Source organism: Labrys sp. WJW, from assembly GCF_001676615.1.
Taxonomy (GTDB): domain Bacteria; phylum Pseudomonadota; class Alphaproteobacteria; order Rhizobiales; family Labraceae; genus Labrys; species Labrys sedimenti.
In genome coordinates this window covers 13516-34114 of sequence record NZ_LYXZ01000003.1, presented here as the reverse complement: position 1 = coordinate 34114, position 20599 = coordinate 13516, and the positions used below count along the sequence as shown (strand labels likewise).

Here is a 20599-nt window from a genome sequence, read left to right as displayed (position 1 = left end):
GAGCAAAGCGCGTTTAGACGGAAACGCTGCATTGCTCTAACTCTTTGGTTCGACGCGTCTTTGCGATTCTTGGTGATTCCACCAAATCGCAAAACGCTCTAGCAGTTTGCCGGGCGGCTCCTTCCAATCGGCTCTTCCGCAGCGGAATAACCCTTGCCAATGGTCATGGAGTGCCTATGTTCCTTATGAGGGTACCGGCAGGCGACCATCGATTAGGCGATGTTCTCCCACCGGCGCTGCTCAGGCTAGGTGCCGCCTCATGTTCGGTCGGTGCAGGATTGTTAGGAAATTGTAACTGAACTTTGCGCCCCGTGGCGCGTTAACAATTCAGCATGATCGGACGTTTGGCCGAGTATCAGGGGTATAGAACATGATGAACACTCTGCTTGCGGTTCTCTCGACCTTACTGGCCACGGGGCTTTGCACGCTCGCGGTAGCGTCGATGCGCCAGCCGGCTCGCGTCAAGGTCGTCGCGCGGCGCAACAGGCGGTCCCTGCCCCGGGATTGAGCCGGTTTCGTAGCAAGTAGGACGGAATGGGGGAGGAACTCGTGTTCCTCCCCCATTCCGTTTGATGGAGCAGGAACGACCACCCTCATCCGTCGATTGCCGCCCGGATGCGGCGCGAGAGCTGGTCGATCGAATAGGGTTTGTAGAGTGGCCTGGTGTCGAGGCCTGATATCTCGACCCGGCCATTGTCGTCAGGGGCGTAGCCGGTGGTGAACAGCACCTTGATGCCGGGGGAGTGGGCCCGGGCGCGGCTGGCGAGTTCGCCGCCATTCATCCCGGGCATGACGATGTCGGTGAACAGCAAGGTGATCGACCGGCCGGCTGCGACGAAGCCGAGGGCCTCACTCGGCGACGCGGCTTCCAGAATGGTGTAGCCGAGCCCGCGCAAGGCTTCCACCGCCATGGAGCGCACCCTGTCCTCATCTTCCACCACCAGCACCGTTTCACCGGCATGGCCGTGGAAGGTGGTGGGAAGCCCGTCCCACAGAGGGGGATGGGTCTCGGCAGCTTCCGAGCGCGGCAAATAGAGCCGGATCGTGGTGCCCTGTCCGGGCATCGATGCGATGGTGACATGGCCGCCCGTCTGGCGCACGAAGCCGAAGACCTGGCTCAGGCCCATGCCGGTGCCCTTGCCCACGCCCTTGGTGGTGAAGAAGGGGTCGAAGGCCCGAGCGGCCACGTCTTCCGACATGCCGATGCCCGTATCCACCACCGCCACGCTGAGATAGGGGCCGGAGGCGATGCCGAATTCCTCGGCCTGGCTGCGGCCCAGCATGGCATTGCTGGTTTCGATGGTGAGTTCGCCACCGTCGGGCATGGCGTCACGCGCGTTCACCGACATGTTGAGCAGGGCGTTTTCCAGCTGGCTCCTGTCGGTCTCCACCGCCCAGCCGTCCGGCGCCAGGATGGTGGTGATGTGGATATGCTCGCCCAGCGTGCGCGACAGCAGGTCGGCCATGTCGGCGATCATGGCGTTGGGCGACACGGCTTCCACCGTCAGCGGCTGCTGGCGGGAGAAGGCGAGCAGGCGCTTGGTCAGTGCGGCGGCGCGCTCGGCGCCGTCGAGAGCGCCGTCGATATAGCGTCCGACATTGGTCTGGCCGCGCTCCAGCTTGCGCTTGAGCAAAGTGAGGCCCCCGATGACCACGGCGAGCATGTTGTTGAAATCATGGGCGATGCCACCGGTGAGCTGCCCGAGCGCCTCGACCTTCTGTAACTGATGCAGGCTGTTCTCGGCCGTGGCCCGGGCGGCTATGGCGGTCTGGACCCGCTGCTCCAGCGTCTCGTTGAGTTCGCGGAGCCCGGCCTCTGCCTCCCTCTGCCTGGAAATGTCGGTATTGGTGCCGAACCAGCGCAGGATCCGGCCGGTATCATCCTGGACCGGGGCGACGCGGGTAAGGAAAGGGCGGAAGATGCCGTCCCTGCCGCGAAGCGGGAAGACCATCTCGAAGGCGCTGCCCTGTTCGAGCGATTCCCGCCAATGCGCGATGATATCCGGCAACTGCCTGCGGTCATGCACCGAGCGCCAGCCCCATCCCTGCATCTGCTCGAGCGACGATCCCGTATAGTCATACCAGCGCTGATTGTACCAGTAGATGCCGCCATGCGCGGCGGCCATCCAGCACAGGATCGGGATGTTGTCCGCCAGGGTGCGGAAATTGGCCTCGCTCTCGCGTAGGGCGGTTTCGGCTGCCCGGATGCGCAGCAAGGCTCGGACGGAGGCGACGAGTTCGACCGGTTCCCAGGGCTGGGCGAGGCAGGAATCGGCACCCGCTTCCAGCGCCCGCATTCGATTGTCGCCCGAAACGAAGGATGCCGAGGTCTGAAGCACCAGGGTCTCGGGGTAATCCTGCTTGATGATACGGCAAAGGTCATGGCCGCTCATGTCGGGCAGCCTCTCTTCGAGCAGCACCAGAGTCGGCCGTCGCTCGCGGACCAGGACGAGGGCATCGAAGCCCGAACCTGCTTCGATCACCTCGATTTCGCTTGCCCGTCCGAGAGCCTCGGTCTTGGCGCGCCGCTCGACCACGTGGTCGTCGAGGTTGAGGACGAGATGGCGTCGAAACTCCATTGTACCCACCAAGATCACCGCCCTGTCAGGGGCTGCATTCCCATCTGCATCCTAACACGGATGCCTGAGGCGTTTTGTGATTAGACGGACGCATCAAGGATCACAAAGACACACTCGCCGATCCGTGGATTGGCTTGGAAACAAGGAACTAGAGCAAGCAAGCGTCCGGTCGTGAACGCGTTGGCTCTGAAGAACGCTCCTGCAGGATGGAAGGTTCCGGGCTCGATGCCACTGACTGTTTCGACCGTTCGGGGTGCCGTGGACACTGCCATCATACCCTGAACTTGCCATGCTCAGGCGCCCGATCTCTCGTCGTTCATTCAGTGATAAGGGCTATCAAAGCGCTTTGAGATGTCGATTTTGATTGAAATCTGACTTCCTCACCCTATCTTAACCAGGTCGCGCATCCGCCTTCCGTAGGTTGCTCCGTTGAGGGGGAAGGAAATTGATCGCAGCGGGGAACCGCCGGGATCATGGCGGGTTGAGGCTATGTGCCCTCGCGCGATGCTCGCCGCGCCCGGCTTGTTCCGGGCACCTGGACGATAGGTGTTTCGAGTTCGTCCGCGGGGACCGGAAGCCGCCGGTCGCGGTAGATTCAGGTTTGAGCCTGACAAGGCCAGACAGACTCTAGGCCATGGGCGTTACTTGCCATAACCCAGACCGGGAGAGACATTGATGAGCAATGAGATAGAACAGAAGATCCGCGACAAGGCCCATGAATTATGGGTCTTGGACGGGCAGCCGGAGGGGCGCGAATTGTTCCATTGGGACCTCGCACGCCAGCTGGTGCTGCAGGAGAATACGGCCGAGTTCACGTTGGTGCCGACACCGCCCTGCATCGAGGATCTGATCGACCCGCTGGCCGCGCCGGACAATCTGCGCGAGATCCCGGACCTCACCCATCTCGGGGAAGATGCGGTGGAACCCGAAATGCCGCTCAAGAAGGTCGCCGGGGGGCGCGGCTGAAACCGATCGCCGAGAGCATGGCTCTCGTCATGCGGCCGGAGCGCGAAGGCGCGTTCCGGCCTCGAGCTGTGGCTGCCCGTCCAGTGCCGATGATGGCCCTGGCTTTTCCAGGCCCAATCCTTGAAATTCGCCCTTTCGGGCGGCTGAAATCGCAAATTCCAACCCCGATGCCCGCCTGACGCTTGCCTCCGGGCGCCAAGGTGCTTACTGCGAACGCTGACCGAATTGATAGGAAGCGTCCGCATGTCTGCCTCTTTGAACCGCCTCGTCGACGAGATGTTGGCGAATGCCTTTTCAGCCTGTGGATTGCCGACCGAGACTGCCCGCGCCACCCGCTCCACCCTGCCTGATCTCGCGGACCTGCAATGCAACGGCGCGATGCCGCTCGCCAAGAGCCTCAAGCGCAATCCGCGCGAGCTTGCGGCCGAGATCGCCGAAAAGCTCCAGGGCCTGCCGGCCTTCAAGGAAGTCTCGGTGGCCGGCCCCGGCTTCCTCAATCTGCGCCTTTCCGATGCCTTCCTCTCCGAATGCGCCGCGGCCCAGGCTGCCTCGCCCGATCTCGGCATCGTGCAACTGCCGGCTGATACGGTGGTGCTCGACTATGGCGGCCCGAATGTCGCCAAGGCGCTGCATGTCGGCCATATCAGGGCGCTGGCGATTGGCGAGAGCCTGCGGCGCATCAACGCCGCCCAGGGCCTCGACACGGTTTCCGACATCCATCTCGGCGATTGGGGCTTGCAGATGGGCCAGCTGATCTCCGAAATCCGGCTGCGCTGGCCCGAGCTCGGCCCGGGCGAGACACCGGACCTGACCATGGACGATCTGCAGCGGCTCTATCCCGAGGCGGCGGCGGCCTGCAAGGCCGATCCCGGCCGCATGGAGCTCGCGCGTGCCGCCACCGCCGCCCTGCAGGCCGGCGATCCCGACGCCACGGCGATCTGGCAGAAGCTGCGCGATATCTCGCTGACGGCGCAGCGCGTCGACATCGATCTTCTCGACACGCATTTCGACCTGTTCCTGGGCGAAAGCGACGTGCAGCCGCTGATCCCGGACATGATCGCCGACATGCGGGCCAAGGGCGTGGCCGTTGAGAATGACGGCGCCCTGATCGTCGACGTCGCCATTCCTGGCGACAACAAGCCGATGCCGCCGCTGTTGCTGCAAAAGAAGGACGGCGCGGCGCTCTACGCCACCACTGATCTCGCCACCATTGTGGCCCGGGTGAGGGATCAGGATCCCAACCGCATCATCTATGTCGTCGACCAGCGGCAGGAACTGCATTTCCGGCAGGTCTTCCGTGCTGCCGAATTGGCCGGGATCGCGCCGGGCGTGGAACTGATCCACGCCGGCTTCGGTACGGTAAACGGTGCGGACGGCAAGCCCTACAAGACCCGCGACGGCGGCGTTGCCCAGCTCAAGGATCTGCTTGCCGATGCGATCGAAAAGGCCCGCCAGCGTCTTGATGAGGTGATCGCAAAGCGCGCGGTCGATCCCGCGCTAGATCTCGACACGCTGGCTCGTCAGGTCGGTATCGGTGCGGTCAAATATGCGGACCTCTCATCCTATCGCCTTTCGGGCTACATCTTCGACATCGAGCGGATGACCGATCTAGAGGGCAAGACCGGTCCTTATGTACAATATGCCTGCGTGCGGACCGGCTCGATCCAGGCAGACGCCCGCCTCAAGGGCTTCGAAGCCGGTGCCATCGCGGTCGAAGCGCAGGCCGAGCGCACCCTCGTGCTCGAATGCGCCAGGTTGCCGGAGGTGGTTGCATCTGCCAGCCGCAACAACGCGCCCAACGAGATCGCCGACCACGTGTTCACGGTCGCCCAGGCCTTCAGCCGCTTTTACGTTGCCTGCCCTGTTCTCAGGGACAACACCGAGGGCGAGCGCGCCTCGCGCCTGGCCCTGTGCGGTCTCGCCCGCGCCGTGCTGGAGAAGGAACTGTGGCTGCTTGGCATCGAAGTGCCGGAGAAGATGTAGTGCCGTGCGCGGGAGTCCCTTCCCGCGCTTGCGATTTGCTGCTACGCACGCCTCCAATTGACTGACAAATAGAGGCGGCCTTCATGAGCCAGCATTCCATCGCCATCATCGGCGTCGGCAAGATCGCGGTCGACCAGCATCTGCCTGTTATCGCCAAGAATCCCGCCTTCCGGCTGGCGGCGCTGGTGAGCCAGCGCGGCATCGAGCAGGCGGGCGTGCCGACCTTCCGCACGCCGGCCGAGCTCTATGCGGCGATGCCGGATCTCGACGCCGTGGCGATCTGCACGCCGCCCTCCGTGCGCCACCAGGTGGCGCTGGAGGCGCTGAATGCCGGCATGAACGTGCTCCTTGAAAAACCGCCGGCGCCCACCGTCAGCGAGCTGGCCGATCTTGTGCGCCAGGCCGCGGCGCGGCGCTGCGTGCTGTTCGCCACCTGGCACTCGCAATACAATGCCGGCGTGGAGGAGGCGAAGAAGCGCCTTGCCGGCCGCAAGATCGCCTCCCTCGCCATCACCTGGAAGGAAGATGTGCGGCGCTGGCATCCGGGCCAGGAATGGATCTGGCAGCCCGGCGGCTTCGGTGTGTTCGATCCCGGCATCAACGCGCTGTCGATCCTCACCGAGATCGCGCCCGAGCCCTTCTTCGTCACGGCAGCGAGCCTGACCTATCCTGCCAATCGCGATACGCCGATCGCGGCCAGACTCACCTTCGCCTCCGATGCCGGCCTGCCCGGCGCTGAACTGACGGCCGAATTCGACTGGCGCCAAACCGGCGACCAGACCTGGACGATCGAGATCGTCGTGGAGGACGGCACCCGGCTCACCCTGATCGACGGCGGCTCCAAGCTCGCCGTCAACGGCAACCTGACCGTGGCCGAGCCGATGGCCGAATATGAAGGCATCTATGCCCGCTTCGCCGGCCTGCTCGATCGCGGCGAGAGCGCAGTCGATGCCGCGCCCTTCCACCTGGTCGCCGACGCCATGGTGGTGGGCAAGCGCGAGACCACCGACGCCTTCGAGTGGTGATCGCCCGAGGCTCTCAGGGAGTAATCTGCAGCGCAGCCGTGAGCAATCAACCCGGCACCTGCGAGACTTGATATCAATAGGTCGCCCGGCCGCCGGAGAGATCGAACACCGCGCCCGTGGTGAAGGAATTCTCCTTGGTGGCCAGCCAGCAGATCATCGCGGCCGCCTCGGCGAGTTCAAGCATGCGCCCGCGCGGGATCTTGGAGAGGATCATCTTCAGGAATTCCGGATCCTGGCTCATTGCCATCGTGGTCTTGGCCACGGCCGGCGTCACCGCATTGACGGATATGTCGTATTTGGCGAGTTCCTTGCCGAGCGACTTGGTCAGCGCCAGCACGCCGGCCTTGGTGGCCGAATAGGCCGGTGCGCCGGGATTGCCTTCCTTGCCGGCGACCGAGCTCAGATTGACGATGCGTCCGTAATTGCGGGCGATCATGTGCGGCACCACGGCGTGGCAGACATGGAAGGTGCCGACCAGCCCGATATGCACCACCTCGGCGAAGGCCGCAGGCGGGTATTCCCAGGTATTGGCATTGGGGCCGACGATCGCGGCATTATTGATGAGGACATCGATCTGGCCGAAGCGCGCCAGGGTCTGCTTGACGCCGGCCTCCACCGAGGCGAGGTCGCCGATATCGACATTGAGGGCCTGGACCTTGCCGTCCCGGCCGTATTTGGCCTCCAGGGCCTGCAGCAGGGAGGCGTCCCGGTCCCAGATCGAGACATTGCCGCCGCCGGCCAGGATGCGTTCGGCGACCGTCAGCCCGATGCCCTGGCCACCTCCGGTGACGATGGCGACCTGTCCTGCGAAATCGTAGCTGTTCATGGAAGCGTCCGGGGAAACTGAGGTGAGGGGCCGGCGCGGGGGATGTCCCGCGCCGGATCGGAATCAGAAGTTGAACTGGTCGATGTTGCCGGCGTCGAAGGTCGTCAGCTCGGCCTGGGTGTTGATGATGTGATCGGCCCCGATGGTGATCTCACCCAGGCCGGGAACCTCGAACTTGGTGCCAGGCTCGTTCTTGATGGTGCCGTTCTTCACGCCCACGGCGAAATAGGAGGTGAGCAGGCCTTCATTGTAGGGGCTCCAGAGCTGGAAGGCCTTGAGCGTGCCGTCCTTGATGAAGGGGCGCATCTGGTTGGGCGTGCCCAGGCCGGTGAGCGTGATCTGCTTGGCCTTGCCCTGGGTCTGCAGCACCTGCGCCGCCGCGGCGACGCCAACGGTGGTCGGCGAGATCACGCCCTTGAGATTGGGGTATTTCTGGATCAGCGCTTCCATCTCGGTGGTGGACTTCTGCGGATCGTCGTCGCCATAGGCCACCGCCACCAGCTTCATCTTGGCATATTTGGGATTGCTGGCGAGGCTGTCCTTCATCGCCGCGATCCAGGTGTTCTGGTCGGGTGCGTCGGTGGTGGCCGAGAGGATGGCGATTTCGCCTTCGTAATTGATCTGCGAGCCCAGGAGCTCGACCTGCCCCGGCCCGGTCTTGGTGAAGTCGACGGGTAGGATGCCGGCATCGCGATGGTCGAGATTGCCGACGAGGTCGCCATTGACCGCCAGCACCAGGATGCCGCGCGAGCGGGCGCGGTCGAGCACCTGGTTGAGGGCATCGGGGCTGTTGGGGGAGATGGCTATCACGCCGACGCCGCGCTGGGTCTGCGCGGTGATGAAGGGGATCTGCGAAGTGGCTTCGGCGGTCGCCGGGGCCTGCATGTCGAAGTCGCAGCCGACCTTGGCGCAGCCGTCCTGGAAGCCCTTCACCAGCGAATCGAAATAGGGATTGCCGGTATTCTTGGGAATATAGACGATCGAGACTTTGTCGGCCGCCTGCGCACTGACGGCGGCGGTCAGGGCGAGCCCGAGCGACAGCCCGAGTAAAAGCGTTTTCCTCAGCATGGTTCCCTCCTGATGATGGTCTAAGGCCGTTCTGTGCCGGCTATCTCTGGTTGCGGGCGTAGATCGTGTTGGTGGCGATGATGGAGATGATGAGCAGGAGGCCCATCACCGTGAGCTGGTAGGTCACCGGGATGTTGGCGACCGTCATGCCGGTGGCGATGATCACCAGCAGCCAGGAGGCGATGAAGGTGCCGGCGATGGTGCCGCGCCCGCCGAAGATGTAGGTGCCGCCGAGCATGACGATCAGCACCATCTGCAACTCGCCGCCGGTGGCGAGGTCGTAGCGCACCGAGGCCAGCCGCGAGGCCGCCAGCAGGCCGCAGAGCGCACTGGTGAGACCCATTGCCAGGAACAAGGCGAACTTGATGCGCCGGACCTTGATGCCGGCATGGCGCGCGGCGATCTCGCTGGTGCCGATCTGGTAGATCTGCCGGCCCAGGATGGTGGCGCCGAGCACGAAGGCCAGGACCAGCGAGGCGACGACGAAGATCAGCACCGGCACCGGCACGCCGAAAAGGGTGCGATAATCGATGCCGACGAACCAGGCCGGGAATTTGCTGATCGACCTGTCACCGGCCAGCACCTGGGCGAAGCCGCGATACATGATCAGCGTGCCGATGGTGACCATCAGCGAGGGCAAGCGCAGCCACAGCACCATGAAGCCGTTGAAGGCGCCCATGACGAGGCCGGCGGCGAGGCTCGCCGCGATCGCCCAGCCGATCGGCAGGCCGGCCTGGTACACGCTGCCGAACAGGCAGGCCGTCAGCGCCATGGTGGAGGCGGGAGACAGGTCGATCTCGCCGGCGATGATCACCAGGGTCAGTACCAGGGCGATGATCGAGAATTCGGCATAGTAGGTGGCGCTTTCCAGGATGAAGGTCAGCGAGGCAAAGAAGGGCGAGAGCAGGCAGGCGATGACGAAGGCGGCGGCCAGCAGCACCAGGGTCATCATCTCCGGCCGCACCAGCACGGTACGCCAGAGCGGCAGGGGCTTGGCCGCGTCCTGCGGCGAGACGGCGGTGGCGGAGGAATTGGTGCTGGTCATGCCGCGTCCCTCGCCAGCAGGCCCCTGAGGCCGCCCTGCCGGACGCTGCGGTCGATCACCAAAGCGGCGAGGATCACCGCCCCGTAGATCGCCTGCTGCCAGAAGCCGGAGACGCCGAGGATCGGCAGCGCCACGCTGACGGCGCCGAGCAGCAGCACGCCGAGCACGGTGCCGGCGACCGAGCCGGAGCCGCCATTGATCGAGACGCCGCCGATCACCACGGGCGCGATCACCGTGAACTCGAAGCCGACGCCGGTAATGCCGGGGTTCACATAGCCGAAGCGCGAGGCGTACATCACGCCCGCAAGCCCGGCCAGAGCCCCGGAGAGCACGAAGACCAGCACGGTGATCGGCGCGGCGCGGATGCCGCGCAGCGGCGCCGCCACGGGATTGGAGCCGATGGCGTAGATCTGGCGGCCGAGCCTGGAATGACCGAGGAAGAGATAGGTGGCGAGCGCCACGGCAAAGGCGATCAGGATGATCCAGGGAATGCCGAAGACAGGCGAGGTCTGGCTGAGCTCGATCAGGCCACGCGGAATATATTGCGGATCGACCTGCCGGGCATCGGAGATGAAGAAGACCAGGCCGCGATAGAGGCTGAGCGTGCCGAGCGTCACGATGATGGAGGGGAGCCTGAAGACGGTGACCACCAGCCCGTTGACCAGGCCCAGCGCGGCGCCCACGGCGATCGCGGCGATGACGCCGACCATGATGGGCAGCTCCGGATGGTCGCGCCAGAGCATGCCGGCCACGATGGCGGAGAAGCCGAGGATCGAGCCGATCGAGAGATCGACATGGCGGGCGACCAGCACCATCATCTCGCCCATCGCCGCCACCATGATCAGGGGCACCGCGAGCAGCACGATGCGCAGCGTCTCGGCGGAGAGGAAGCGCGGCTGGATCAGGCCGACGATGATGGCGAAGAGCGCGATCATCACCACGATGCCGGCCTCGCGCCGGCGCAGGAGGCTGGCGATGTTCATGCGGCGTCCCGTCCATCCTGGTTCGACTTGCGGCGCGGCACGGCGGCATGCATCACGCTCTCCTCGCTGGCCTCGCCGCGGGCGAGATCGGCCGTGAGGCGCCCTTCCGACATCACCAATACGCGGTCGCTGAGCGCCAGCAGTTCCGGCAGTTCGGAGGAGATCAGCAGCACGGCGCGGCCCGAGGCGGCCAGCTCGCCGATCATCTCGTAGAACTCGGCCTTGACCCCGATGTCGATGCCGCGCGTCGGCTCGTCCAGGATGAGGATTTGCGGGTCGGTGAGCAGCCAGCGCGCCAGGATGGCTTTCTGCTGGTTGCCGCCGGAGAGCTCGCCGATCGGCTGGCGCAGGCTGGCGAGGCGGATGCGCAATTTGCGGACCTGTTCGCGGGCGATCGAGCGTTCGAGGGCGCGGCGGATCACGCCGCCCGGCGCGACCTTGCCGGGCACGGCCGCCGTGATGTTCTGCTCGACCGGCAGGCTGCGGAAGATGCCGGCGACGGCGCGGTCCTCCGGCACGAAGGCGAGGCCATGGGCCACCGCATCCGCCGGCTCGCGGATGGTGACGGTCCGTCCGCCGATCTCGATGCTGCCGCCGGCGGCGGGAACCACGCCGAACAAAGCGCGGGCGACATCGGTGCGGCCAGCACCGACCAGGCCGCCCAGGCCGACGATCTCGCCCTTGCGCACCTCGAAGCTGATGTCCTCGAACTTGCCGGGCAGGCTCAGGCCGCGAACCGCCAGCGCCACCGCGCCGATCTGCGACTTGTGCTGGGGAATATAGCCTTTCACCTCCCGCCCGATCATCAGGCGGATGATGTCGGCGTCGGAGAGGCTGGCGGTTTCCTCGGTGGCGATCTTGCTGCCGTCCCGGAAGATGGTGACTCGGTCGCACAGCGCCCGCACTTCCTCGAGCCGGTGGCTGATGAAGATGATGGTGCGACCTTCCTGGCGGAGCTGGCGGGCAATGCCGAACAGGGTTTCGACTTCCCTCGGCGTCAGCGGGGCCGTCGGCTCGTCCATGATGATCAGGCGGCTGTCGCTTGCCAGCGCCCGGGCGATCTCGACCATCTGCTGGTCGGCGATCGAGAGGCCGCGCATCGGCTTGCCGACGTCGATGGTGATGCCGAGGCGGGCCATCAGGCTGTCAGCCTCGCGCCGAAGCTCGCCCCAGCGTACCCGCCCGAGCGCCGGGCCTTGATGGCGGCCGAGCACGAGGTTCTCGGCGACGGAGAGATCGGGAAAGGAGATCGGCTCCTGGTGGATCAGGGTGATGCCGAGCTTCTGGGCGATCAGTGGCGTCGCCACCTCGACGGGTGTGCCGTTGAGGGCGAGCGAGCCTCGGCTGGGGCGGTGCACGCCGGCGATGATCTTGGCGAAGGTCGACTTGCCAGCCCCGTTCTCGCCGAGCAAAGCGTGAATCTCGCCGGCATGGAGGTCGAGATCGACATCGCGCAACACTTCGACGCCGGCAAACTGCTTGGAGATGCCGCGGGCCGAGATCAAGATCGGCAGCGCTCTTGCAGGCTCGCCCGCCCTGTTCATGGCGTGGGGGCGTCCTTGTCGATCAGGCCTTCCGCCTTGAGGTCCGACCAGAAGCCGGCGGGGATCGGGGCGTGATGCGAGGCGACGTTCTCGACGATCTCGCTCGGCTTCACCGCGCCGGGAATCTCCGAGACCACGGCGGGGTGCGCCAGCACGAATTGCAGGGCCGCCGCCGGCAGGGCCACGCCATGCGCCCGGCAGACGGCCTCGATGCCGCGCACCTTGGCCTGTACGGCTTCCGGCGCCTTGCTGTAATTGTAGTTGGCGCTGCCGCCCGAACCGGTGACCAGGATGCCCGAGGCGAAAGGCGAGCCGATGATCACGCTGACCTTGCGCTTCACGCATTCGGCCATGCCGGTATGCAGGCAGCCCTGGTCGATCAAGGTGTAGGGCATGGCCACCAGCACGAAATCGAGATCGACCAGGGGCGCCACCGTCTCCAGGGCGTCGGCGGTGTTGATGCCCATGCCGATGGCCTTGATCTCGCCGCGCCTCTTCAATTCCTCCAGCGCCTTGATGCCGGAATAGACGAGGTCCTTCTTGCGATAGCCGAAATCGGGACCCTGATAGGCGGCGTCGAGGTCGTGGATGACCAGGGCGTCGATGGTGTTGAGGCCGAGCCGCATCATCGACTGCTCGTAGGAGCGCATGATGCCGTCATAGGTGTAGTCGTAGCGATGCTGGAAGGGCAGGCCGCCGAGCCACATCTCCGACTTGAAGGTGGCCGGATCGAAGGGGCGTTCGAGGATACGCCCGACCTTGGTGACGAGCTGGTATTCGTTGCGCGGCCGGTGCCTGAGGCCATAGCCGAGGCGATGTTCGGAGAGGCCGAGACCATACCAGGGCGCGGTGTCGAACAGGCGCACACCCGCGTCCCAGGCGGCGTCGATGGTGGCGGCGGCTTCGGCCTCCGTCACCAGGCTGTAGAGCTCGCCCAGATGCGCCGCGCCATAGCCGAAAGTCGGTACGGACATCGATGTCTGGCCGACGCGGCGGTGCTCGAATTCCTTGGGCATGACGGCTCTCCCGGGCATTTCTGGATCTGCGGCTCCGGGCGGCCCGGTCGCGTTTGCAGATAAGTTGTCAGACAAAAATTAGTTTGACAAGTTTTTACTGGCTGACGGAGAATGGCCTAAACGCGGATGCGACGTCGCGCTCAAACGCCGAGGATGCCATGCCCGATTTTCCCATCATCGACACGCATCTTCATGTCTGGGACCATTCGAAGCTGAAATACACGGCCTTCGAGGGCAGCCCCCTGTTTTCCAGGGACTATCATGTCGAGGATTACAGGCGCGACCTGGGCGCGGTCGAGGTCGAGGCCATGGTCTTCCTGGAATGCTATGCCGATTTCTGGGAGGGCGGCGGCCAATATCTCGACGAGATCCGCTTCGTCGAGGAGGAGGCCCGCCGCGACCCGGGCATCCGAGCGATCGTGCCGATGGCGCCGCTGGAATGGGGCAGCCGGGCAGAGCCGATCCTGGCGGAGATGAAGGAGAAGCACCCCGCGGTGCGGGGCATCCGCCGCATCGTCGAATTCGACGCCGATCCGCGCGCTTTGACCCTGTCCGACGGTTTCGTCGAAGGCGTCAATCTTCTCGAAAAGTTCGGCTACCATTTCGAGATCAACGTCCATCATCACCAGATGGACATCGTGCGGGACTTCGTGAAGCGTATCCCGCATGTGCCGATGATCCTCGACCATTGCGGCAAGCCCGGCATCAAGGAAGGCGCGATCGCGCAGTATCGTGATGACGTGGAGGAACTGGCGCGCTGCCCCAATCTCTTCATCAAGCTCTCAGACCTGCCGGTGGAAGCCAATCTTGCGGCCTGGACCGATGCGGATCTCCGTCCCTTCATCGACGCCACCTTCGAGAGCTTCGGCATCGACCGTACTGTCTTCGCCATGGACTGGCCGATCTGCCTGCAGGCCACCAGCATGACGCGCTGGGTCGAGACCCTCGATCGGGCCCTGGCGGGCTTTTCGGAGGGCGATCTGCGCAAGTTCTACCGGGATAACGCGAATTCCTTCTACCGCCTCGGTGTTTGAGGCAGTAAGGCAGTTCAGTGAGCAAGCTGATCAAAGACCCCGATTTCAGCGATCTGGCCGCCCTGGATGCAGGCGAGGCCTTCGCCGGGCCGTTCGGCGGCGGCGCGCTGGAGCGTCGTCCGATCGCCGAGCAGGTCGCCACCCGCATCATGGGCATGATCAAGTCGGGCAATCTTCGCTCCGGCGATCGTCTGCCGACCGAGCAGCAGATGGGCATCGCCTTCGGCATTTCGCGCCCGCCTTTGCGCGAGGCACTCAAGGCGCTGACCCTGATGGGGGTGCTCGAAAGCCGCCAGGGCGGGCGCTACAGCGTCACCGACCTGTCGCCGAGCCGCCTGGTGGCACCGTTCTCGACCATGCTGTCCTTCGCCGACTACGATGTGCGCGAGCATTTCGAGGCACGCGTGGTGGTCGAGCTCGAACTGGTGCGGCTCTGCGCCGAACGGGCGGATGAGGAGGCGCGGGCGCGCATCCTCGAACTCGCCGTGGACGGGCGCGCCTTCCATGAGGATCCGGTCGCCTTCCGCCTGCTCGACATCGAGTTCCACCGGGCCCTCTATGGTGGCGGTGGCAGCCGGCTGCTCGCCGCCATGGCCGAGGGGCTCTACGATGTCGGGCTCGACGTGCGCCGCGTCGCCAGCGCCTTGCCGGGTGTGATCGAGATCAGTGTCGCCCAGCATGTCGAGATCGCCGAGGCTGTGATGGCGCGCGACGCCGAGGCTGCGACGGCGGCCTATCGCCGGCACCTGGAACATGTGCGCGATACGTCCAGCGAGGCGCAGGACGTCATCGGCGGCGAGGCCGCCGCCAAGCGCTGATCACGCTCTCGAACCCGCAACGAAACGCCCCAAGGCTATGTCTCAAGGGAACGTACCATGCCGGACCGCATCGCCTTTCGCATGAATCTCCATCCCGGCCAGGCCGCCGAATACGAAAAGCGCCATGACGAGATCTTTCCCGAGCTGGTGGCGCTGCTGAAAGAGGTGGGGATCTCCGACTACACGATCTGGCTCGATCCGGAGGATCACCATCTCTTCGCCATCCTCACCCGCAGCGACGACCATGGCCTGGATCGCCTGCCCGACGAGGCGGTGATGAAGCGCTGGTGGACCTTCATGGGCGACATCATGGCGACCAATCCCGACAGTTCCCCGGTGCAGGTGCCGCTGAAGCGGGTGTTTTATCTGGCGTGAAGCCGTTCAGCTCTCCTCGTGATCCATGTTTTCTACATAGGACAGGGCGTGAATCTGGTAACCGGGCCTCGTCTTGATTTCTTCGGCGCGAATGATGCGGGCCCGAACGAAGGGGCTTTCCACGCCACCGCATCTCAGGATCAGATCCGGTGGCGCTGCGCCGAGCCAGTTCCTTACAGTCTCGCGCGACCGGGATGTCGCAACGAAGATATAAGCGAGGCTGGGCCAAGCCTCGTCCTCATCCAGGCCCCAGATCTGAACGACGACATCGGCCACATCGTCGCGATCCCGGATTTTCAGGAGTAGATCACGAAATCCTGCAACGCCGAGGCTCAGGATCGCCAGGTTGGGAGTCGCCTCGCGTGCAGTCCCTTCGCAAAAGAAGTCTTCGATCGAGACCATGGGCAGGCGATCGGCCCAATCGCGGTTCCGGACATAGCCCTGCTCAGCGATGATCCGCAGCAGGTTCATGCGATTGTGGTGGATTGCGTTCACGCGGTTCGGCACGGGGTCTTCTCAACCGTAGCGATGCAGCCCTGCGCCGTGCGACTTCAGCCAGGCCCGGGCTTCTTCGGTGCGGGGGCAGAGCTGGTGGCACAGGCGCCAGAAGCGGGGCGAGTGGTTCATTTCCTTCAGATGCGAAACCTCGTGCGCGGCGAGATAGTCCAGCACGAAGGGCGGTGCCAGGATCAGGCGCCAGGAGAAGGCGAGCGCCCCGGTCGAGGAGCAGGAGCCCCAGCGGCTGGTGGTATCCTTGACGCTGATCGGGCCGTGCTTGACGCCGAGCGCCGCGGTATGGCGCGCGACGATTGCCTGCAATTCGCGCAGGGCCTGTTTCTTCAGCCAGTCGGTCATCCGGCGCGGCAAATGCTTGATATCGCCATGCACGACGAGGACAGGCGGAGAACAAGCCTCGATCTTCACCGTGCCGCGGCCCTCGCGATGCTCGATGCGGTGCGGCACGTCGCGGAAGGGCACCATGGCGCCGTCGGCGAAGCTGACGTCCTGGGCGAGCTTGGCCAGTTTCAGGGCGATCCAGCCGGCATGCTTGTCGGCAAAGGCCTTGGCGGTGGTCAGGCTGCCGCGCGCCGGCATGGAGAGCACGATGTCGCGCTGGGCCGTACGGACCCTCAGCGTGTAGCGGCGCGCCGAAACCAGCCGCCTGACGGCGACGGGATAGGTCGTCGCCCCGATCCGCACGGTGATCTGCTCGGGTTGGGGCGTCGGATTGCGTCGGAACAGCGATATCATGCTCGAATCAGCTTGGAGGCGACATCATAACCCGGATTGCGGTTTTGCCGCGGCTGGCGTAGGGGCGAGGCAATCCATCGCAAAGGATCCGCCATGCCTTTCCCCACGCCCTGGTGGCAGCCATCGGCTCATCAGGATCGCCGACCCTTCCTGATCGGACGCAACCGGCTGATGACGGCGTTGCGCGGCTTCTTCATGGCCGGGGATTTCACCGAGGTCGATACTTCGATCCTGCAGGTCTCGCCCGGCAACGAGGCGCATCTGCATGCCTTCGCCACCGACCTGATCGATGCCGATCTCAGCGTACGGCGGCTCTATCTGCACACCTCGCCGGAATTCGCCTGCAAGAAACTGCTGGCGGCCGGGGAGAAGCGCCTGTTCACCTTCGCCAAGGCCTTCCGCAACCGCGAGCGCACCGGGACCCATTCGCCCGAATTCACCATGCTGGAGTGGTATCGCAGCGGTGAACCCTATCAGGCGCTGATGGACGATTGTACCCGCCTGCTGGCACTGGCCGCCGAAACCGGTGGCCTGATGCGCTTCCGCTATCGTGGCGTGGAGACGGATCCCTTCGCCGAGCCCGAAAGGCTCAGCGTTGCAGAGGCCTTCGAGCGCTTTGCCGGCATCGATCTCCTGGCGACGCTCGATCGGGATGGCGGCAGCGACCGCCACGCCCTGGCCGCGGCCGCTGTTCGGGCCGGCCTGCGCGTGGCCGAGGATGACACTTGGTCCGACATCTATTCCGGCGTGCTGGTGCAGAAGATCGAACCCCATCTCGGCCAGGGAAGAGCCACCATCCTCCATGACTATCCGGGCGTCGAGGCGGCGCTGGCCCGCCGCACGGCCCATGATCCGCGCGTGTCCGAGCGCTTCGAACTCTATGCCTGCGGTGTCGAGCTCGCCAATGCCTTCGGCGAACTGACCGATGCCGACGAGCAACGTCGCCGCTTCCAGGCCGAGATGGACGAGAAGGAGCGCGTCTATGGCGAGCGCTACCCGATCGACGAGGATTTCCTGGCCGCCCTCGCCATCATGCCGCAGGCCAGCGGCATTGCGCTGGGCTTCGACCGGCTCGCCATGCTGGCGACGGGTGCCAGCCGCATCGACCAGGTAATCTGGACACCCGTTGCCGAGAGTAAATAGGCGTCGCGATTCACCGATCCCGGCAAATCGCAAAACGCTTCGGCCTGTGAATAGCGGGGATATGGTGCGCCGGAGGCCACAATCTCGACAAAAGGAGTTGTGAGCTTCCATCCCATGCCGTTGACGCGGCACGAACTTGATCCGCGAGAGACCTCATTGCACCCGCCGGCCCTGAGCGTCTTTGCGAGTTGACGCCATTCCGTCAAATCGCAAAACGCTCCCGAGGTCGGCGGTTTTTTTACGCAGGAAGCGTCGTGCCTGGGACCGCGGACGTCTCGTCCGCCTCTTCCCTTCCGGCAAACGCAGCGTTTCCAAGAGCGGACGAGACGTCCGCGGTCCCAGCCGGTCGCCACACCGCTCCATCTTCGCAAAGAAAAGGGCCGATCGTAGGACCGGCCCTTTTCAGCATTCGTTCGTCGGCCCTTACGCAGCCGCTTCCTTGGCGCGGTCGGCCTTCTTGCGCTCGTTGGGGTCGAGGATGGCCTTGCGCAGGCGGATCGACTTCGGCGTGACTTCCAGGAGCTCGTCGTCCTGGATCCAGGCGATCGACTTCTCCAGTGTCATCCGAATCGGCGGCGTCAGGCGCACGGCCTCGTCCTTGCCGGAGGCGCGGACGTTGGAGAGCTTCTTGCCCTTGAGCACGTTGACTTCCAGGTCGTTCTCGCGGGTGTGCTCACCCACGATCATGCCCTGATAGACCTTCCAGCCGGGCTCGATCATCATCGGGCCGCGATCTTCCAGGTTCCACAGCGCATAGGCCACGGCCTCGCCGGCATCGGTGGAGATCAAGACGCCGTTGCGGCGGCCGGCCACCTCGCCCTTGAACGGGGCATAGGCATGGAACAGGCGGTTCAGCACGGCGGTGCCCTTGGTGTCGGTCAAGAGCTCGTTCTGATAGCCGATCAGGCCGCGGGTCGGGGCGTGGAAGACCAGGCGCTGACGGTTGCCGCCGGAGGGGCGCATCTCGATCATCTCGGCCTTGCGCTCCGACATCTTCTGCACCACGGCGCCGGAGAATTCCTCGTCGACGTCGATCACGACTTCTTCGATCGGCTCGAGGATCTCGCCGGTCGCCTCGTCCTTCTGGAAGACGACGCGCGGGCGGGAGACGCCGAGCTCGAAGCCCTCGCGGCGCATCACCTCGATCAGGATTGCGAGCTGGAGTTCGCCGCGGCCGGAGACGATGAACGAATCCTTGTCGGCCGATTCCTCGATCTTCAGCGCGACATTGCCCTCGGCTTCCTTGAGCAGGCGGTCGCGGATGACGCGGCTGGTCACCTTGTCGCCCTCGGTGCCGGCGAGCGGGGAATCGTTGACGGTAAAGGTCATCGACACGGTCGGCGGATCGATCGGCTGGGCCACCAGTGGCTCGGTGACTTCGAGCGCGCAGAAGGTATCGGCCACGGTGCCCTGGGTCAGGCCGGCAATGGCGACGATGTCGCCCGCCTCGGCTTCCTCGACCGGCTGGCGCTCGATGCCGCGGAAGGCGAGCACCTTGGAAACGCGTCCCTGCTCGATCACCTTGCCGTCGCGCGACATCGCCTTGATCGCCATGTTCGGCTTGAGCACGCCCGACGAGATCCGGCCGGTCAGGACGCGGCCGAGATAGGGATTGGCTTCCAGGATGGTGGCGAGCATGCGGAAGGGGCCCGGCTCGACCGTGGGCTGCGCGACATGCGTGAGCACGAGGTCGAACAGCGGGGCCATGCCGGCGCTCTGGTCGGCTTCCGGCGAATTGCCCATCCAGCCCTGCTTGCCCGAACCGTAGAGGATGGGGAAGTCGAGTTGCTCGTCGGTGGCGTCGAGCGCGGCGAACAGGTCGAACACCTCGTTGATCACTTCGGAGGTGCGGGCGTCGGGCTTGTCGACCTTGTTGATGGCGACGATCGGCTTGAGGCCGATCTTGAGAGCCTTGGCCACCACGAACTTGGTCTGGGGCATCGGGCCTTCGGCGGCGTCGACCAGCACGATGGCGCCATCGACCATGTTGAGGATGCGCTCGACCTCGCCGCCGAAATCGGCGTGGCCGGGGGTGTCGACGATGTTGATGCGGGTATCCTTCCACACCACCGAAGTGGCCTTGGCCAGGATGGTGATGCCGCGTTCCTTTTCGAGGTCGTTCGAATCCATCACGCGCTCGGCCACGCGCTGGTTGTCGCGGAAGGCGCCGGACTGCCGCAGCAGCTGGTCGACCAGCGTGGTCTTGCCATGGTCGACGTGGGCGATGATGGCGATGTTGCGAAGTTGCATAGGTTAAACCGGGTTCCTGCGCCAGCCGGGATATTGGCCGCGCTCAAAAGGGATCGTCTGTCGGATTTTGCGCCGCAATATCACAGGAGAGGGGGGCGCGGCAATGGCGCAGCCGGCAAGTAACGGCGCAATCGCACTTTCCTAGCCGTCCTTTTCCGGCTCGTATTCCAGGAATGTCGGCAGATCGTCCGCCGTGGCGAACCAGGAAACCTGGCTACGGGTCCAGATATGCTTGCGCGGCGCCGCCAGCGAGGGATCGTCGAGCGTGCCGGCATTGATGCTGATCTCGGTCGGATTTTCGCGCAGCCGGAAGCCGAGCGAGGCACCGCACTCGCCGCAAAAATGCCGTTCCCCGAAACTGGAGGAATGATAGACGCGCGGCTCGCCCTTCACATAGGCGAAAGCCCCGGCGGCAAACAGCGCCCAGGGCTGGGCCGGCGCGCCCGAGATGCGCTGGCAGATGCGGCAATGGCACCAGCCGGCATCGAAGGGCGCTTCCTGCGCCTCGTAGCGGATGGCCCCGCATTCGCAGCCGCCGGTCAGCAAGGCCATGGCATCCCCTCCCCCGGGCCGGCGACGCGCGGCCTTCCCTCGCAGCTTACAGCTTCGCGCGACGATGGGGGAGGTTGGTTTTACAGGACGATGTTCGGATGAAGACCTGCGGTATCGGCTTTCATCGGCGATGAGGCCGAT

General features: G+C 64.9%; 18 protein-coding genes. 7 read left to right on the top strand and 11 right to left on the bottom strand.

Annotated features, from left to right (window positions below; all coding sequences use genetic code 11):
• Window positions 1-593 precede the first annotated feature (593 nt).
• A complete protein-coding gene (locus tag BA190_RS03155) occupies window positions 594-2579 on the bottom strand; it encodes a response regulator (protein ID WP_068282472.1) in 1986 nt (661 codons plus the stop codon).
• Between the two features lie 675 nt (window positions 2580-3254).
• On the opposite strand from BA190_RS03155, the gene BA190_RS03150 reads away from it, so the two are divergent.
• The 3 genes from BA190_RS03150 to BA190_RS03140 all read left to right on the top strand — a co-directional run bounded on the left by BA190_RS03150 (window position 3255) and on the right by BA190_RS03140 (window position 6553).
• A complete protein-coding gene (locus BA190_RS03150; RefSeq protein ID WP_068282467.1) occupies window positions 3255-3545 on the top strand; it encodes a DUF2934 domain-containing protein in 291 nt (96 codons plus the stop codon).
• Window positions 3546-3788: 243 nt separating this feature from the next.
• Window positions 3789-5528 (top strand): arginine--tRNA ligase, encoded by a 1740-nt coding sequence (gene argS / locus BA190_RS03145; protein ID WP_068282465.1) that lies wholly within the window; start codon window positions 3789-3791, stop codon window positions 5526-5528.
• 83 nt (window positions 5529-5611) lie between these two features.
• Window positions 5612-6553 (top strand): Gfo/Idh/MocA family protein, encoded by a 942-nt coding sequence (locus BA190_RS03140; protein WP_068282463.1) that lies wholly within the window; start codon window positions 5612-5614, stop codon window positions 6551-6553.
• A gap of 73 nt (window positions 6554-6626) precedes the next feature.
• Here the strand turns inward: BA190_RS03140 and BA190_RS03135 are convergent, their stop codons facing one another.
• The 6 genes from BA190_RS03135 to BA190_RS03110 all read right to left on the bottom strand — a co-directional run bounded on the left by BA190_RS03135 (window position 6627) and on the right by BA190_RS03110 (window position 13035).
• Complete coding sequence (locus BA190_RS03135; protein ID WP_068282461.1) at window positions 6627-7379, bottom strand: SDR family NAD(P)-dependent oxidoreductase; 753 nt, start codon at window positions 7377-7379, stop codon at window positions 6627-6629.
• A 63-nt stretch (window positions 7380-7442) separates the two neighbouring features.
• A complete protein-coding gene (locus BA190_RS03130) occupies window positions 7443-8447 on the bottom strand; it encodes a substrate-binding domain-containing protein (RefSeq protein WP_068282457.1) in 1005 nt (334 codons plus the stop codon).
• Between the two features lie 40 nt (window positions 8448-8487).
• Window positions 8488-9492, bottom strand: coding sequence for an ABC transporter permease (locus BA190_RS03125; RefSeq protein WP_068282454.1), 1005 nt, complete (start codon window positions 9490-9492; stop codon window positions 8488-8490).
• Entirely contained in the window at window positions 9489-10475 is a 987-nt protein-coding gene (locus BA190_RS03120; protein WP_068282452.1) for an ABC transporter permease, read from the bottom strand. The genes BA190_RS03125 and BA190_RS03120 overlap by 4 nt, the downstream gene beginning before the upstream one ends.
• Window positions 10472-12019 carry a sugar ABC transporter ATP-binding protein gene (locus BA190_RS03115; protein ID WP_068282449.1) on the bottom strand — a complete coding sequence of 516 codons (1548 nt, stop codon included), beginning with the start codon at window positions 12017-12019 and terminating at the stop codon, window positions 10472-10474. Before BA190_RS03115 ends, BA190_RS03120 begins: the two co-directional genes overlap by 4 nt.
• Complete coding sequence (locus BA190_RS03110) at window positions 12016-13035, bottom strand: aldo/keto reductase (protein WP_068282446.1); 1020 nt, start codon at window positions 13033-13035, stop codon at window positions 12016-12018. The genes BA190_RS03115 and BA190_RS03110 overlap by 4 nt, the downstream gene beginning before the upstream one ends.
• Before the next feature lie 158 nt (window positions 13036-13193).
• Here BA190_RS03110 and BA190_RS03105 point away from each other — a divergent pair, with 158 nt between their 5' ends.
• From BA190_RS03105 to rhaM, 3 genes are read left to right on the top strand one after another with little or no spacing between them, the layout of a single operon-like run.
• A complete protein-coding gene (locus tag BA190_RS03105; protein ID WP_068282443.1) occupies window positions 13194-14069 on the top strand; it encodes an amidohydrolase in 876 nt (291 codons plus the stop codon).
• Between the two features lie 17 nt (window positions 14070-14086).
• On the top strand, window positions 14087-14887 hold the full coding sequence (locus tag BA190_RS03100) for a FadR/GntR family transcriptional regulator (protein ID WP_068282441.1): 801 nt from the start codon (window positions 14087-14089) through the stop codon (window positions 14885-14887).
• Window positions 14888-14944: 57 nt separating this feature from the next.
• Entirely contained in the window at window positions 14945-15262 is a 318-nt protein-coding gene (gene rhaM / locus BA190_RS03095) for an L-rhamnose mutarotase (protein ID WP_068282438.1), read from the top strand.
• Between the two features lie 6 nt (window positions 15263-15268).
• Here the strand turns inward: rhaM and BA190_RS03090 are convergent, their stop codons facing one another.
• A complete protein-coding gene (locus BA190_RS03090; protein WP_068282435.1) occupies window positions 15269-15769 on the bottom strand; it encodes a hypothetical protein in 501 nt (166 codons plus the stop codon).
• A gap of 9 nt (window positions 15770-15778) precedes the next feature.
• Window positions 15779-16513, bottom strand: coding sequence for a M48 family metallopeptidase (locus BA190_RS03085; protein ID WP_068282432.1), 735 nt, complete (start codon window positions 16511-16513; stop codon window positions 15779-15781).
• Between the two features lie 93 nt (window positions 16514-16606).
• Between BA190_RS03085 and epmA the strand changes: the two genes are divergently transcribed.
• Complete coding sequence (epmA, locus tag BA190_RS03080; RefSeq protein ID WP_068282430.1) at window positions 16607-17656, top strand: EF-P lysine aminoacylase EpmA; 1050 nt, start codon at window positions 16607-16609, stop codon at window positions 17654-17656.
• Window positions 17657-18079: 423 nt separating this feature from the next.
• On the opposite strand, the gene typA is transcribed toward epmA, so the two are convergent.
• Entirely contained in the window at window positions 18080-19906 is a 1827-nt protein-coding gene (typA, locus tag BA190_RS03075; RefSeq protein ID WP_068282427.1) for a translational GTPase TypA, read from the bottom strand.
• A gap of 141 nt (window positions 19907-20047) precedes the next feature.
• Window positions 20048-20458: a GFA family protein gene (locus BA190_RS03070; RefSeq protein WP_068282424.1), complete on the bottom strand. Its 411-nt coding sequence runs from the start codon at window positions 20456-20458 to the stop codon at window positions 20048-20050.
• Window positions 20459-20599 lie beyond the last annotated feature (141 nt).